The 15,512-nt window shown below is 44.6% G+C and carries 12 protein-coding genes; 1 reads left to right on the top strand and 11 read right to left on the bottom strand.

Annotation, left to right across the window (positions count from 1 at the left end; genetic code table 11):
- Positions 1–2: 2 nt before the first annotated feature.
- The 4 genes from ACRRS0_RS00870 to ACRRS0_RS00855 form a co-directional block, all read right to left on the bottom strand.
- Complete coding sequence (locus tag ACRRS0_RS00870) at positions 3–809, bottom strand: EndoU domain-containing protein (RefSeq protein WP_432455089.1); 807 nt, start codon at positions 807–809, stop codon at positions 3–5.
- 244 nt (positions 810–1,053) lie between these two features.
- On the bottom strand, positions 1,054–1,860 hold the full coding sequence (locus tag ACRRS0_RS00865; protein ID WP_432455090.1) for a PoNe immunity protein domain-containing protein: 807 nt from the start codon (positions 1,858–1,860) through the stop codon (positions 1,054–1,056).
- A complete protein-coding gene (locus tag ACRRS0_RS00860; RefSeq protein WP_432455091.1) occupies positions 1,857–2,609 on the bottom strand; it encodes a PoNe immunity protein domain-containing protein in 753 nt (250 codons plus the stop codon). The genes ACRRS0_RS00865 and ACRRS0_RS00860 overlap by 4 nt, the downstream gene beginning before the upstream one ends.
- Before the next feature lie 8 nt (positions 2,610–2,617).
- Positions 2,618–2,935 (bottom strand): hypothetical protein, encoded by a 318-nt coding sequence (locus ACRRS0_RS00855; RefSeq protein WP_432455092.1) that lies wholly within the window; start codon positions 2,933–2,935, stop codon positions 2,618–2,620.
- Positions 2,936–3,249: 314 nt separating this feature from the next.
- Between ACRRS0_RS00855 and nfi the strand changes: the two genes are divergently transcribed.
- Complete coding sequence (nfi, locus tag ACRRS0_RS00850) at positions 3,250–3,924, top strand: deoxyribonuclease V (protein ID WP_432455093.1); 675 nt, start codon at positions 3,250–3,252, stop codon at positions 3,922–3,924.
- On the opposite strand, the gene ACRRS0_RS00845 is transcribed toward nfi, so the two are convergent.
- The 7 genes from ACRRS0_RS00845 to tssH form a co-directional block, all read right to left on the bottom strand.
- Positions 3,917–4,786, bottom strand: coding sequence for a hypothetical protein (locus ACRRS0_RS00845; RefSeq protein WP_432455094.1), 870 nt, complete (start codon positions 4,784–4,786; stop codon positions 3,917–3,919). The genes nfi and ACRRS0_RS00845 overlap by 8 nt on opposite strands.
- A complete protein-coding gene (locus ACRRS0_RS00840; RefSeq protein ID WP_432455095.1) occupies positions 4,786–9,183 on the bottom strand; it encodes an RHS repeat-associated core domain-containing protein in 4,398 nt (1,465 codons plus the stop codon). The genes ACRRS0_RS00845 and ACRRS0_RS00840 overlap by 1 nt, the downstream gene beginning before the upstream one ends.
- Before the next feature lie 16 nt (positions 9,184–9,199).
- Entirely contained in the window at positions 9,200–10,069 is an 870-nt protein-coding gene (locus ACRRS0_RS00835) for a hypothetical protein (RefSeq protein ID WP_432455096.1), read from the bottom strand.
- 1 nt (position 10,070) lies between these two features.
- Positions 10,071–10,358: a PAAR domain-containing protein gene (locus tag ACRRS0_RS00830; protein WP_432455097.1), complete on the bottom strand. Its 288-nt coding sequence runs from the start codon at positions 10,356–10,358 to the stop codon at positions 10,071–10,073.
- A gap of 8 nt (positions 10,359–10,366) precedes the next feature.
- Positions 10,367–12,181, bottom strand: coding sequence for a type VI secretion system Vgr family protein (locus tag ACRRS0_RS00825; protein WP_432455098.1), 1,815 nt, complete (start codon positions 12,179–12,181; stop codon positions 10,367–10,369).
- 70 nt (positions 12,182–12,251) lie between these two features.
- Positions 12,252–12,731 carry an Hcp family type VI secretion system effector gene (locus ACRRS0_RS00820; RefSeq protein WP_432455099.1) on the bottom strand — a complete coding sequence of 160 codons (480 nt, stop codon included), beginning with the start codon at positions 12,729–12,731 and terminating at the stop codon, positions 12,252–12,254.
- Between the two features lie 191 nt (positions 12,732–12,922).
- A complete protein-coding gene (gene tssH, locus ACRRS0_RS00815; protein WP_432455100.1) occupies positions 12,923–15,505 on the bottom strand; it encodes a type VI secretion system ATPase TssH in 2,583 nt (860 codons plus the stop codon).
- Positions 15,506–15,512: the final 7 nt, after the last annotated feature.

Here is a 15,512-nt window from a genome sequence, read left to right as displayed (position 1 = left end):
TCCTAATATTTTGGATAGACCGTAGTCTTTGGTATTAACCATCCCTCGACGGTAACACCACTAGGTGTTACACCGCTCCATTTATTTCCAGTAACCACCTTATTTTGGTAAGCAGCATCCATCTCGACTTTAATTCGATCTGCGGACCACGAATCTGGAAACATCGTAGATATACCACCATTACTAGTTTTAGGTAAGAAATCACCAGGACTAGACGGGTCTGGTACTTCTATCTGAGCGGTATATACGCCTCGAGCATTTGGTTGAGATTCAGTTCCTAGTATCACACGTACATTACCTGTCGCTGTCGAATGACCACCAACCACATTTCCATTTGGTTTGACTTCTCCACTCAGAATGTGACCATCGAAATCAATGGGTGCGGTAACATTACCAACATCTCTAGTCGCAATTGCATTTAAATCGACAGACTTATCTGAAACACTATCCACCAACTCAGAGGGCTTACCACGAGACTTCCACTCTTCAATACTCCCATCGCCACCATTCGCCAACCACGTGCGATGTCCCAGCTCATCTTGCTGAGCTTGTTGCTGAATAAAACCGGCTACATCATCTGAACCCGCACCTACTTCAGCCGAATAAAACAGCAGTGCCCATGGTGTTTTGGGTATCAATGACGCCAATAAGGACCTTTCCGCAACAGCATAAACCGCTTGGTTGGCGGCTTGCCGCGTAGCGTATTGTCCTAATACTTGCGAGCCTGTTGATGCTAAGGGCTGAGCAGCCGGAGCCAATAGAGGGAGTCCAGCAACCAAAGGGGCACCATCCTCTTTACACAAACCCAATGGGTCTACCCAGTTAGTCGGGCTTGGAGTGTATTGGTAGAGGTTTAAGCCACCGAGTAGTTCAATCGGGCCTTGCTGGATGTAGCGCCCTTGCTGTGGGCAGTAGTAACGGTGATGGTTATCATGCAGGCCGCTTGCACTGCTTTTATGTCATTAGGTTTATTGACACCACCCAAGCCAAGGGATTAGGTGATTGCTTACTTAGCCTTGTAAATATAAAAATCTATAAATGAAAGTTGAATCATTAGCCTCGAACAACCCCCTTAATTAAGGCGCGGGGAAACATTACATGCTCATTCATGGATGCTTTAGGAGTGTCAAAAAGCGTGACTATTAAAGCCGCTTCAAAGCACCAGTAGCCAACGTAATAGTCGGTGTATTCAAATTCACAGTCACATAAATGCTTATCGAACCAATCTGCATCTTCTAGGCTGTCGTACCACTGCCTTATAAACACATTCAGATGTTCTGCTTGAGCATCGCCTTTACTATTTATGGCATCCAATAGCGCTTGATATGTGCAGGGGTAGTAAAGTGTGGAAGAAATGGGGCGGTCAGTATCCCCTAACTTATGGGCAATACGGTCTAATAGCGCATCGTTACCCCGCTCTGCGATGATGTCTAGAACTTGTTGAATATGCGTTTGCTCTGCCCCCACCGCAACCAACAAGGCTAACCACCATAAAGCGTAAACATAGCGATTAATATTGGCTGAGCCGCAGGCTTCACCTACCCCACCTAAACGCTCAAAGTCTTGGCGATAACATTGGTGTACAGCGGGCAGTTTATCTGCGGTGGCACTTAGCTGCTGGCGATAAGGCAATATCGCCAACACGGATAACTTAAGAGAGGCCATATCGCTACCATAAGAGTAATGCGCGACTGCACGCATGATGGCAAGCTGGAAGAGTTGCTGGGCCACATCGACTTGTTCACTGAGCGAGGTAAAAACCCCTTCATCTAGCGCCTGTTGGGTTTCTGCTAGCGCTTCGTCTAAATCGCTTAACAGCTCGCTAAAATAGGCCTCATCACGGCGTTGGTCTCGAATCACTGCTCACTCCAGTGAACCAAGTCTTTGGGGTAGTATTGATGGTCGATATAGAGGCGGTCATCTATCTCATAAAGCTTAGTAATTAAAGCCGCTTCCCAGCACCAATAACCATCGTAAGCCTCTCCATCCATCAAGTGGTAATCTGGGCTACCCTCTAGCTTGTACCATGCATCTAAGTAAGCCAACATCAGCTTAGGGCGCTCAGCAGGTTCAGCCTCAATCACTTTGAACAGTTTGTTGAAGCGGCGTTTGAACAAGACGCTCTCTGCAACTTCGCGCTCGGTATCGCCCAGCCTAACCGCGATGTTATCAAACAAGGCATCTCGACCTTGGTTTCCAATTAAATCTAAGACCTCTTGGTAGTAGGCTTGCCCCATATCTAAGCAATAGGCAAAACTCAACCATTTCAAAAAAATGTCTGCCAAATAATCTTCGCGAATTTCTTCCCAACCAATACGATCTTTTTGCTCATTTGAAGGCAAGGCATCTGCGAATTGCTTCTGTTTGCGGCGATACTCAATAGCCATTTCTAAGAGATACTCAAACTCACTTAAGTCATCCCCAAGCGAATAGCGTTCTTGCATTAACACAATATGATTTGTCAGTAGGCGGAAAGACAAATTGAGCTTGGTTGAAACACCCAACTCAGCTTGTGATGAAAGCTTTAGAGCTCTTTTTTTAATCGACTCTTGGCTGTAGTCAACTAACTCTTCAAAATATTCTTTGCTTTTATTCGTATCCCTAATCATCTTGTACCTTATAAAATCAATCCTGAACTAACAACTTTAGCGTGCTTATCTAATCGCTTTGCGACGACTGTGCCATCTGCTTTATTGCGGATTAACATTTTTTCAACACTACCATCACCCTCGTCAAGCGCGTCTAGAATCCTATCACGCTCTTTCCTGCTAGTGATGCCTGCATCCCTTAGGCGCTTGTCCGTCACCCAGTCATCACTCATCTGCTTGCCAGTCGTTGTCTTACCCAAGCGCGATTTGCCGTATTTCGCCTCGGTAATCACAAAATCAGGGGGCGGATTGGGGTGTTGGTAAACACCATCGGGACGAGTACTCACGTTCTGATGTCAGAACCATGCGCACTGCGTGTTCACGGACTTCTGGGGAATAGGTAATTCTTTTGCTCATTGGCTAATTCTCTCAAGAAAGTTAGCCTCCGACAAACTAAGGGCGATTCACCCTTTACAACAACTGAAAACGTGCATAATATGCTGATTAATTATAGCCTTTGGGACAAAACGATCACCCAAAGCAATAGAATGTTTCTAACCACTACATGCAACTGAATGCATAACGAATGGGCAATACATAAGTATATTGGATTAAGTGCCCATGATGTTCATTGCTGTAACCAAACAGATACAGATTTCTTATGCAGCCAGTCATTACACACTCTTGGGATATTACTGAAACAGAAGCCTTGCAACTTCAGCACTCACTTGCAGCTAAAGTAATACAAAAAGATCAATTTGGTAAAATTCATCTGGTTGCCGGAGTTGATGTCGCCTATTCCAAGGAAAGCAACAAACTAATAGCTGCAGCCGTCATTCTTGACACAACTACTTTAGAAGTAATCGAAACAGCGACAGCAACTGATACTGTTAATTTCCCTTACATTCCTGGTCTATTTTCTTTTCGCGAGCTACCACCGCTAATGAAGGCCTTTTCAAAGCTTAAACACACACCTGACTTAGTCATTTGTGATGGACAAGGTCTTGCTCATCCCCGGCGCTTTGGGTTGGCCTGTCATTTGGGAGTGATCTTTGATGTACCGACTGTCGGCTGTGGCAAGACACGATTACTCGGAGAACATGAAAATCCAGATACAACAAGAGGCGCAATTGCGCCTCTTGTTGATAACAATGAAATAATTGGTAATGCATTAAGAACGCAAACTGGTATCAATCCTATTTACGTTTCAATCGGCCACCGTATTTCACTCGCAACGGCCTGTGAATGGGTACTAAAACTCTCTCCTAAATACCGGCTACCAGAGACAACTCGACAAGCGGATCAAACAGTTCGTGCAACCTTAAAAGCTAAATAATAACTTCTTCACCATTAAACCTCACATAACAGTTAGGATGTGCTAGTTTGAAATGCTTTACATCATCATTTGTCAAAATGTCAGATTCCACATACAACTCAGAAAGCTTAATCAGTCTGATTATTTTTTGAAAACTTACATTAGTTATACCAGTATTATATATTTGAAGCTGCTGAGTGTCTTTCAGTCCATCACCCTGAAGTAAATCACTAAACATACTATCAGTTATATTCGAACCAGAGATATTTAACTTCGTTCCGCCACTAATCTCTCTCAAGAAGTCTGGACTATAAAACTTATCAACTAATACTAAGCCTTTTGATGCTTCTATTTCTTGGAAATAGTGACCACGTACAGTCAATAACGATATCTTTTCTTCAGACTCAAAATGCAGGGCCATCTGAAACTTACCTACAGCATGAATACAAAAGTCTTTAATACTTCCACCCTCATCCCATACATAATCTTGTGTCATGCGATCATCCTGTTCAGCATGCTCTAAACTTTGTAAAATGCCATTTAAATACTTTGCTTCCGAGACTTCCTCTCCATTGTCATACTGTTTTACTATCGAATGTTCACCCTTATAAAAAAAGTAAGCAACACCGTTATATAGCTCTCCTCGAAATTTAAAAGGTTCGTCAAATCCGTCTAAAAATTCAGCATCAATTTCTAGTTTACTGGTTTCATAAAGTGGAAATGGTAAGGTGTAATCGCCAACTATTTTCCCTTGGCGACATATTTTTTTTTCAACCACAACACCATCGACAACATCTATAATGACACCACTAAACAAGCTCCCGCAATAGAACGCTTTATTGAAACTATCAAATTCAAGTTCACTTTTAACTACTATCATCATCAATGACCAGTCAATATATCAAAACCCTGTAAAATACCACTACAATGATTACAAGCTGTAAATGGCCCACCTTGACCAGGGCTGTTCTGAAGCTTATAGGTTGAAACTTGTACGTTACTAATATCAAAACCTGGCTTTGCTTTCACTTGATTCAACACATAATTTGCAGACTGTATTTCCGCATGAAGCCCTGGCATACCCTTCAACCCTTTTTCATCACGAAGTCCAAACTCGGCACCTTGCCTCACATGCGCTTTGATTTGGTCCCTTATCACAGGATTTAAATCATTACCAGTTTTCGCATACAGCCTTGTTACTTCATCCAAGTAAGCCGCTTGGTCTGTTATTCTGATGAAACCATTATTTTCCCCAAACCTCTCAGTGCCCGGGAAAGTTCTTCCTTTTTTCATAGAGAAAGGAATATTTTGAAAGGTTTCACCCACAATGCCTTGCTCAGCTATACCAGCACAAGAAAGTGCTACCCCATCCGTTCTACCTGCTGCAATTAATGCATTAGCTTCAATTTCAACTCTAGAATTTAAATTATCTCCAAATATTTTTCTGATAGAAACTATATCATTTTTCTGCCCATCGCTCAGCTTAAATTCATCTGCCAAGCCAGTTTCCTCAGTAACATTAGCCACCAACTCAGAGGGCTTACCCCGAGACTTCCACTCCTCAATACTACCATCACCACCATTAGCCAACCACGTTCGATGCCCCAGCTCATCTTGCTGAGCTTGTTGCTGAATAAAACCGGCTACATCATCTGAACCCGCTCCGACTTCACCCGAATAAAACAGCAGTGCCCATGGTGTTTTGGGTATCAATGACGCCAATAAAGACCTTTCCGCAACAGCATAAACCGCTTGGTTGGCGGCTTGCCGCGTAGCGTATTGTCCTAATACTTGCGAGCCTGTTGATGCTAAGGGCTGAGCAGCCGGAGCCAATAGAGGGAGTCCAGCAACCAAAGGGGCACCATCCTCTTTACACAAACCCAAAGGATCTACCCAGTTAGTCGGGCTTGGAGTGTATTGGTAGAGGTTTAAGCCACCGAGTAGTTCAATCGGGTCTTGCTGGATGTAGCGCCCTTGCTGTGGGCAGTAGTAACGGTGATGGTTATAATGCAGGCCGCTTTCATCATCAAAGTATTGGCCTTGAAAACGCAGCGGGTTGTCTATTTGCTTAACGCTTAGTTGCTCTATTGCGCCGTAGGCCTGATAGTGGGCTTGCCATACGATGTTGCCTTGCTCATCACTTAAACGAATAGGCGTGCCAATATGGTCTAAATGGTAGTGGTAAACCTGCCCTTGTTTAATCATGACCAGTGGGCGGTGACTATTAGGCTCGTACACATACCAGGTAAATTGCCCTTGGCAGTGTTCACCGATTAGCTGTTGGCCCTCCCAGAGATAGTCAGTGGTGCCACTGGAGGTGATTTTACGGCTACGACGCCCAAGAGCATCGTAATGATATTCAGCATGTTTTCCCCCCTCACTCAGCCGGACCAGTTGGTTCAAACCATTAAATACCCGCTGCTGACGCACCTTACTTTGGCTAGCGAGTACTTGATTGCCGTAGCGGTCGTAGCGGTAACTGCGCTCGTTGAGCATCAGCAGTTTATCGCCGACCAACTCGCCTTGTTTGGGGTTAGCAAAACTGTCGAAACTAAAGGCTTGATTGTCACCGCTGTGAGAGGTGGCCTTGGTGAGTTGGCTAAGCGGGTCGTAGCTGTAATTTTGTGCGCCCAGCTCACTATCGTTGACCCCCAGCAATTGGTCGCCATCATCAAAACGGTAGTCACGCGCCAGATTTAATGTGTCGCCCTGCCACTCTTGCTTCAGCAAACGCCCTTGAGGGTCGTAATGATTATGCTGTTGATGACTAGCACTGAGCTCGCGGTTTAGCTCGCTGCCGCTGGCATTAAACTGGCGGGATATCAGTGCTTGGCCATTCAATGTTAGTTCACTTAAGCGACCGTGTTCATCGTAGCGATAACGAAGCATACTGCTGTCAGGTAAGCGGGTTTGGCTGCGCAAGCCTTGCTGATTAAGCTGATGGCGGATATGCCAGTCGTCTTGCCAGTGTTCCTGTAACTGACCATTGGCAAAGTAATTAAAACGAATTTTACGAGCGCTATTATTGGCTTGGCTTAGTTTGCCTTGTAAGTTGTAAGCAAAGTCGTTAATTAAAGTCATGCCATTGGCGGTGCTACGCTGCTCAATCACTTGGCCTAAGCTATTTCGCTTCAGCTGCACCAAACGCTCGCTGTTTTCCACTAACTGTATTAGTTGACCAGCCAGGTTGTATTGATAGGCTTGCTCGCGCCCATCAAAACCGATGGTTTGACGTATACGCTCACAACTGTCGTATTCCAATTGATAACGCTGACCGTCGCTACGCTCAATGGCTGTTAGGTTGCGCTCCTTATCGTAGCTAAAAGCAAGCCATGAACCATCGGGGTTAATCTGTTTACTAGGCTGCGATAATCCTTGATATTCAAAGTTGGTGGTATGACCAAGCGGGTTGGTTCGGGCGCTGAGCCGTCCAGCTTGGTCATAGGCGTATCGCTGGCACCGGGTTTGCTGTGGCTGGTCTTGGTGATAATGAACTACCTCAATCAGCTGCCCTTGGGCATTACGAACATACTGACTAACCCAACCGTAGGCATTCACTTCACCATTACATTCCCCAATAGCGTTATAGCTGTAGCGCGTCAGGGCATCGCCCACTTGCTTGGCGCTCAGCAGACCTTGTTCATTCCACCAAAATAACTGTGCAGGCTGATTACCGGCAGACTTGTTGATTAAACGACTGTGCGCATCGTAGCGATATTGAGTGACCACACCTTGAACGTCGATTTCTTGGGTAAGTAAACCTAAGCTGTTGTATTCCCGTTTGAGTGATGAACCATCGGCATAGTCAATCTGATTCACAAAACCTAAACGATTATAGGAATAACAAGTCAAGCTTTGGTTAGGATGGAGCTCGGCAACTAACTGGCCTGCACTATTATAATGGAAACACGTAGTTGTCCCATTTGGTTCAGTTTGGCTAATTTTTCGCTGGAACTCATCATATTCAAATCGCCAAGTGGCACCATCGGGCGCATTTTTTTTAAGCAATTGACCCTGCGCATTATGCAAGTAAGTCCAACAGTTATTATAACTATCGAAACTACGGCTAATCCCTTGTTCCGGCTGATACTCAAAACGATAATGATAGTGCTGATTATCGCCCCACTGCTCAACACACCGAGCGCGTTGGTCACTACCATCCCATCGGAAATAGTGACGAAATCCCGAAGCGCGTGTTCTTTGGATCAACAAACCTTGCTGATAACGGTAGTGCTCTTGCTGAGCAAAGCGATTGCTTGCGCGAATCAACCGACGCTTGTCATCGTAACCATAATTCGCATAAATTTGCGCATCTTGAGCTCTACTAGAGCACACCTCAAGTAAATGGCCCTTTAGGTCGTAACGTAAATAGATCCGTTGACTACGATTCACCGCGACACCAATCAGTCGATGCGCAGCTGAATAGCTCAACAAGAATGCACGATCCACTCCTTCACTTAATTTGGTCAGTAACCAAGCTTGCTGCGTTTTACTAAAGTACAGTGTTTTGCCATCCGCGTGACTGATGGTAATATCATCACTTTGATGCCGCAGCACCATACCGGATTTAACTTGAATGCTTTTGGCTCCGACGGCAACATATGGAAAGCGGAATACTTGACCCAATGCGTCGGTAAATTGCCAGCACGGCTGTTCGCCGAAATCTTCCTCTAAGCTATAATGAAAATTACTACGCCAACCCAGACCCAGTCCCAGATCAAGGTGGGAGCAACTAGAACGATAAATACGCTGCCAGCACAGTGCTACATGCCCCTGTAGATGAACATCTACCAACTGAAGGACTTCCTCACCACTACTCATCGCAACAGGATCGCCGCACAATACGGTATCTTGATGATCAATCGATTGTGCAACAGGCTCACTTGCGTACTGGTCTTGAGTTTGTACTTGAGTCTTCGAACGCCCTCCCGGAGCTTTGGGTTCATTTTGGACGGATGAACTCCGAGAGGGAGTCGAAGCAGGAGATGAAATCGGCAACTGTTTTACCCGCTGCTGATAACACCAAATTTCGCCAGAGAGTAAAGCATTTACAAGCTGTTGCCGCGGCTGCTTTCGCTTGTTTAAAGGCAACAAAAGATAAACCGTATGCAGCCCTTTTCCAGCAGCATTGACGGCCCCATTAAACTTCGTTAAAAACAGCTCAACGCTCGCGACATCAGTAAAAGAAATTGATGTTGAGGTATTTTTTTTAATGCCTTTAAAAAACTCATAAGCAAAACCATCGTTAGCGGTTACAACTTGTTTTTGGGTTCCATCCATACTGCTGTTTACACCACTAAGCGACCCAACGAAGCGTCATTGCGCTCCGATAGGCATCATCGGAAAGAGCCAGCTGAAAGCTTGTTCCAGCATATTTTTGCTGCTGATACAGCATTAAACAATGGCATAAGTTATAGATACCACTACACACCCCCAAGTCGCCAATCAGTGCATCGGCAAAGATAAACTGGCTGCGCGATGTAAGGCTGTCTTGAAAATACTCAACACTGTGTAACCAGCCATCCCTCAAAGCTTGCGGCAACGCAGTTGGGAAATAACATTGGCTGAGCGACTTGCCGCATTGACGCTGATAGCGCTGAATCAGTGCTGCAATCGTAGCTTGAGTGCTTTTATCTGAAGTCTGCACTTCGTAACCGGTCCAAGGGATCACAAAGCCTTTGTCTGCTGGACGCAGTCGGCCGGCAATAAAACATTGGCTGGCAGGAGTGCTCGGTTCTCTCACAAGAGTGATTAAACGCGGGTCCTCATGGTAGGCAATGAGCTGAATATCACTCACTTGCTGTTGCGAAAACAGCTTAACCGCTTGACGCATAGCTAATTGCAAAGCACTCCGGCCATAGGGGAACAAATACACTTTGGCTAAACCTTTTATACTAGGGATCAAGTCAAGAAGCCGCTGATAGTCTTTCCCTTTAGCCTGAACAATCGGGGCCTCGGGTAGTAATACGAAAACCGCATCGGCATCCCAACGAAGCTCAAGCAAGCGCTCGGTAACTGTGTGGTCAAAGCTAAAATGGCGTAAGCAGCCTTGCTGATGAAGCCTTAATTCTGGCTGCAAGGCCTGCTTCTCGCTAAGCTCAAAAATATTGACTGGGTCATCGTATTGGCCCAACTGCATCGCTTCAATGTCTAGTGTTAACATCATCTTAGCCAATTAACACCGTTGGATTACCTGCCAATATCTTGCCACCATGGTCGGTCGAGTCACCTAAGCGAGCTACCGCTTTTCCCCCTACAGTGACCGAACCGGAGCCCGTAGAAATTGAATCTGGAGGGCCAATGCACACTAATTTGTCACCAACACAGGCAACTGGCATCCCGCCCACAGTGACTCCTCCATTACCACTGGCAACGGGCCCTCCCACATGGGGTACTTTATTTTCAACCTTAGGACACATATGAAACGACCCCAACGTTGCGACTGGCTTACCCATGTAATTTCCTAGTTTAACGAGATGGAAGGCGCCTTAAGGGCGATAGCCGAACCATTAATAGAAATGGACGAGCCCTTAATGTCGATATTGCCACCACTCGATAAAATAATAGAGGCACCACCAGCCTTAATTGTGACCTTGCTTCCAGCGACAAGATCAAGATTTTTTCCAACATCAAGCAGCAGGGTTTTTCCAATCTTCTGCGACTGGTTCTCCGCTACCTCAATCGTCAAATCTTTACCAATTTTTTCGATTTGACACTGCTTAATTTCGGTTTGTAGATCTTTTTCCGCCTGCAGGTAGAGCAGTTCTTTTCCGGCATCATCATCAAAACGGATCTCGTTGAAATTACTTTCCCCGCCCCCTTTAGTAGAACGCGTTTTAATACCCGACTGGAATTTCTTACTGGGTAAAGCGTAGGGCGGCATTTGATCACCGTTGTACAACGCTCCGGTAATCACTGGTTGGTCGGGATCACCATTGAGGAAACTCACCAGTACTTCTTGGTCCACTCTCGGCAAAAAAAATGCGCCATAACGGCTACCCGCCCAATTTTGCGCCACCCGGATCCAGCAAGAACTACTGCTATCTGGCTTGGCTTCACGGTCCCAATGAAATAAGACTTTAATCCGGCCATATTTATCCACGTGGATATCTTCACCAGGATCGCCTGTGACTAAGGCGGTTTGAGTGCCATGGATCAAGGGGCGCGGGGTGACCTGTAACGGTCTGAATAGCACCTCGGAAGGTATGCACGAAAACTGATTGTGTAATACCTGACCACTATTTTTCGCGGCTCCCGTTTGACTAACGATGGCGACACTTAAAGACAGCTGGGTAATCAAATAACTTTTGTTCAGCTGTTTTGGATCTTCATGAGACTTGAAAGTAAAGTATTGGCCTGCCGAAAAAGTCGCGCAAGTACTACCACCAGCACACAACAAGGTATCTCTTTGCATCGCTTCTAAAGCAATATTCGCAGAATTTTGCAACTCCGGGTTTAATTCAGAACCAGCATAGTATTCAAAGACTTCACTACTTAATTGCTGTTTACTTACGGCTACTTTTTGTTGCTCGCCCTTTGGTTTTACTTTGGGCTTTATAAAATCAAATCCATACTTAACCGAGCGTCCAGCAGGGAGCTGAAAATTACCGTTCCAAGAAAAAACATGCGCTTCGGCTAAGGAGCCGGTAGTAAAAACGACCTGCGACTCTTCAGCCTCTCGGTAAGCGGTCAAAGCATCGACTAAAACCACAGAATGCTTGCTCTTACGATGTTCTATAAAATAAAAAATGCCCGCCTCTTCTAATAGGCGATGCACAAAGTCTAAGTCACTTTCGTTGTATTGAACCTTAAATGCCAAACTCGAGTAAGTTGACTTAAGCTCGCTCTGCATCGGTACACCGTGTTCAGTAAGTATCTTTTTGACAATTTGTTCTACACTAAGCTTCTGAAAAATTCTGCAATTGATTCGTTGCTTTAAAAAATGTAAACCCGATACCAGCTGCAAACGATAATCCTGATATTTTTCCCCTTCGGCTTCGCTAGAAATACGACTACCTAATGCATGGATGCTAGAAACAAAACCATTAAAATAGCGAGTAACAGTTTCTTCAGACTTTTGGTAATCTAATTTAACCGTCACTGATTTACCAATAAGATCATCCTGAGAAATAAGCTGACCATTGCTATAACAAGAAACATTTATAGAAAAAGGAATAGAGATACCTTCTTGAATATCAAATTGAGTAAGGTGGAGTACATCCTTACCTAAAGGTGTTTCTATTTGTATGATATTCTTGCTCTGGCTTGCCTTTTTCATATTTCTCATTTTTCACAATAAATAAAGATAAAAACGGGATAGTTAAAAACTACCCCATAGGTAAGAACAATTACATTTGTTGACCTTTAACACCGCTATAGCCGTAAACAAGTGGTGCTTGAACATTATTTTGATCATCAGTTGGGGTAACGGTCATCATCATTTCAGTGTAAGAAATCGTGATGTGCTCTACCGGACGATCATCTTGAATCGAAACAGCATAACTAGAAATCATCGCATCGGTTAACTCGATTTTCATGATTTCTTCAATTTTTTCACCTTGCTTAGTAATGTGGAAAACTGCTGGTTTACCCTTACCAATAGTGGCTTCTTTGAATAAATCAGGCGAAGCTTTATCTTGCATTTTTGAAATTGTGACATCACATAAGCGCGTTGCGCTCGCTTCACGATCTTGGGCAGTCCCCGTATGAGAAGTGATCTCACGACTCACCGACCAATCAACTGATAACAGCGTAATTAGATCTTTGTACTGCTCAGCGGTTGCTTCGCCTTTAATATCACCATATTTCAAATAAGTATTTGCTTGCATGCTAAGTTCCTTTAGCTAATTTTTAAAAATATACCCATAAGGGCTAGGTTATTAATGCATCGCCTTAAACGAGCAAATTTACTTGTCGCAGCCATCTCACAAATCAATCCAGTAAAAAACAAATTAAAAAGACAACCATCACAACTTCGAATAACACATTATAGATATTTATATCAATAAATAAACATAAATCACTCTGTTTCTACACAATAATTAGAATCACGTATATCGATTAAGATTGATCCGACATTTTTCTTAGAAAAAACAGCCTCCAACACCTTTTTCGATATAATCGGCAATAAATCATTTTGAATATTATTTTGAATCGCCCTCGCACCTATATCTGCGTTATTTGATTGTTGGTTCAAATATTCAGCGACTTGCTCAGAAAAACGTAATGTTCCTTTATAACTCTTGGAAAACCGTTGTTCGACACGCTGTAACTGCAAACGAACAATCTGCTGCAGTGTGACGTGATTTAGAGGAATAAAAGGGATCACATTTAAGCGACCGATAAAAGCCGGCTTAAATACGGCGAGCAGGTCATCGTTAAGCGCCTGTTTTAAGCCGTCAATATCAGGGGCTGTTTCTTGATCCTCAAACAAAGCAGTGGTGGTATCAGTTCCAACATTCGAAGTCATAATGATGATGGTATTTTTGAAGTCTATGTCTCGACCTTCACCATCTTTAATCGAGCCTTTATCGAAGACCTGATAAAATATGTCTTGCACTCCGGGGTGGGCTTTTTCCATCTCATCCAGTAATACCACGCTGTAAGGTTTGCGCCGCACAGCCTCGGTGAGCACGCCCCCTTCACCATACCCCACGTATCCCGGAGGAGAGCCGACTAATAAAGAGACTTTATGCTCCTCTTTAAACTCCGACATATTGATTACCGTGAGGTTATCTTCACTGCCATAGACCTGTTCAGCCAAAGTTAAAGCGGTTTCCGTTTTACCTGTACCGCTGGGTCCCGTGAGTAAAAACACCCCATTGGGCTTACGCTCGTCACTGAGATGAGCACGGGTGGTTTGTACTACTTTGCTGATTAAATCTAGAGCGTGATCCTGGCCGATAATCCGCTCGGCCATTTTCTGTGATAAGTTCAAAACCGTAGTTATCTCATTAGCTTGCATCCGCCCAAGAGGAATACCCGTCCAATCAGCAATCACCTCTGCAACGAGTAATTCATCAACTTCTAAGAACACCATCGGTTGAGCCACTTCCGCTAAAGAGGCTTTCAAATCCACCAGCTGACGACGTAACTCAAGCCGATCGTCATGATCCACATTTAAAATCTCATCAACATACTGCTTGGCTTTTTTCACCAAACCCTGTTCGTCACGCCAAGTGCTTTCGGCTTGCGCAAAGGCAGCTTGAACATCTACCAATTGGCAGCTAAGTTGGCTAAGTAGGGCTTGATGATTAGAACCCGTCAACTGTTCTCTCTCTAATTGCTCAATTTGAGCACTGAGTTGTTGCTGCTGTCGCTGTAAATGCTCTACCTGGCTTGGCGTTGCCGCTTGGCTCATCGCTACCCGGGCACAAGCTGTATCGAGCAAGGCCACCGCTTTATCGGGTAGTTGACGACCATTAATGTAACGATTTGAAAGACAAACTGCTGCCTGTAAAGCTTGATCGCTAATACTGACTCGATGATGCTTTTCCATCGCTGGCAGCAAACCTCGCAACATGACGATCGCTTTGTCTTCACTAGGCTCTTCAACTTTCACCACTTGAAAGCGACGCGTCAAGGCAGCGTCTTTCTCAAAATATTTCTTGTACTCAGCCCAAGTTGTAGCGGCAATTGTTCGCAGTTCACCCCGCGCCAAGGCTGGCTTGAGTAAATTAGCAGCATCGTTCTGCCCAGCTTGGCCGCCACTGCCAATTAACGTATGCGCTTCATCGATAAAAACAACGATTGGGATTGCCGAGTTTTTTACCTCGCTGATCACCGACTTTAAACGATTTTCAAACTCGCCCTTCATCCCAGCACCTGCCTGTAGCAAGGCTAAATCCAAGACCTGAATCCTCACATTCTGTAATGATTCAGGTACATCTTTGGCGACAATACGTTGAGCTAAACCTTCCACAACGGCCGTTTTACCCACCCCAGCCTCACCTGTCAAAATTGGGTTATTTTGCCGTCGACGAGTTAAAATATCGATCATCTGACGGATTTCATCATCACGCCCTAAAATTGGGTCGAGTTGGCCCTGTCGAGCTTGCTCGGTTAAGTCGATGGTAAACTGCTCTAAGTTAGGCGTTTTAGCTGAGGATTGAGTCTGAACAGTGCCATCACCAACGTTATTTTGCAGGCCCGACCAAATACGGCTCAGTTGACTAACCTCAATGGCTTCCAAATGTTGCAAATAATCCATGGTGGTGAAACTTAAAGTATCGTCACTCAATAAAGCGTGAAGAATATGCACTGGAAAAATGCTGGTTTGCTGGTATTCAATCGTCGCGACCATCCATGCTGCACTTAATAGACTCACAATTTGCGGAGACAAACTTGGGGTTTGTGGATTACCCGTTTTAGCTTGTTCAAGACTACGATTTAAATCCTGAATAAAGCCCGCTAAATCAAGCGAATAATACTGAGCGATGATGTATAAATCCTCACTGCGCTGCTCACACATTGCCAACAGCCAGTGCTGAACTTCAACACTAAAATGACTACGGCTATTAGATAGCGCGGCGGCCGACTCTAAACTTTGCTTGGCAGCTGGCGACAGCTTCTCAACCATTGATTTCAAACTCATTGTGGTCATTTTTATT

This window comes from Agarivorans sp. QJM3NY_29, assembly GCF_050870835.2.
Lineage (GTDB): Bacteria > Pseudomonadota > Gammaproteobacteria > Enterobacterales > Celerinatantimonadaceae > Agarivorans.
This window is presented reverse-complemented; position numbering and strand designations above follow the sequence as displayed.

Excerpts from the sequence above, each read along its gene's own strand:
- ACRRS0_RS00840 (WP_432455095.1), bottom strand. The coding sequence starts at position 9,183 with ATGGATGGAACCCAAAAACAAGTTGTAACCGCTAACGATGGTTTTGCT.
- nfi (WP_432455093.1), top strand. The coding sequence starts at position 3,250 with ATGCAGCCAGTCATTACACACTCTTGGGATATTACTGAAACAGAAGCC.
- ACRRS0_RS00845 (WP_432455094.1), bottom strand. The coding sequence starts at position 4,786 with ATGATGATAGTAGTTAAAAGTGAACTTGAATTTGATAGTTTCAATAAA.
- ACRRS0_RS00825 (WP_432455098.1), bottom strand. The coding sequence starts at position 12,181 with ATGAAAAAGGCAAGCCAGAGCAAGAATATCATACAAATAGAAACACCT.
- ACRRS0_RS00820 (WP_432455099.1), bottom strand. The coding sequence starts at position 12,731 with ATGCAAGCAAATACTTATTTGAAATATGGTGATATTAAAGGCGAAGCA.
- ACRRS0_RS00830 (WP_432455097.1), bottom strand. The coding sequence starts at position 10,358 with ATGGGTAAGCCAGTCGCAACGTTGGGGTCGTTTCATATGTGTCCTAAG.
- ACRRS0_RS00835 (WP_432455096.1), bottom strand. The coding sequence starts at position 10,069 with ATGATGTTAACACTAGACATTGAAGCGATGCAGTTGGGCCAATACGAT.
- ACRRS0_RS00860 (WP_432455091.1), bottom strand. The coding sequence starts at position 2,609 with ATGATTAGGGATACGAATAAAAGCAAAGAATATTTTGAAGAGTTAGTT.
- tssH (WP_432455100.1), bottom strand. The coding sequence starts at position 15,505 with ATGACCACAATGAGTTTGAAATCAATGGTTGAGAAGCTGTCGCCAGCT.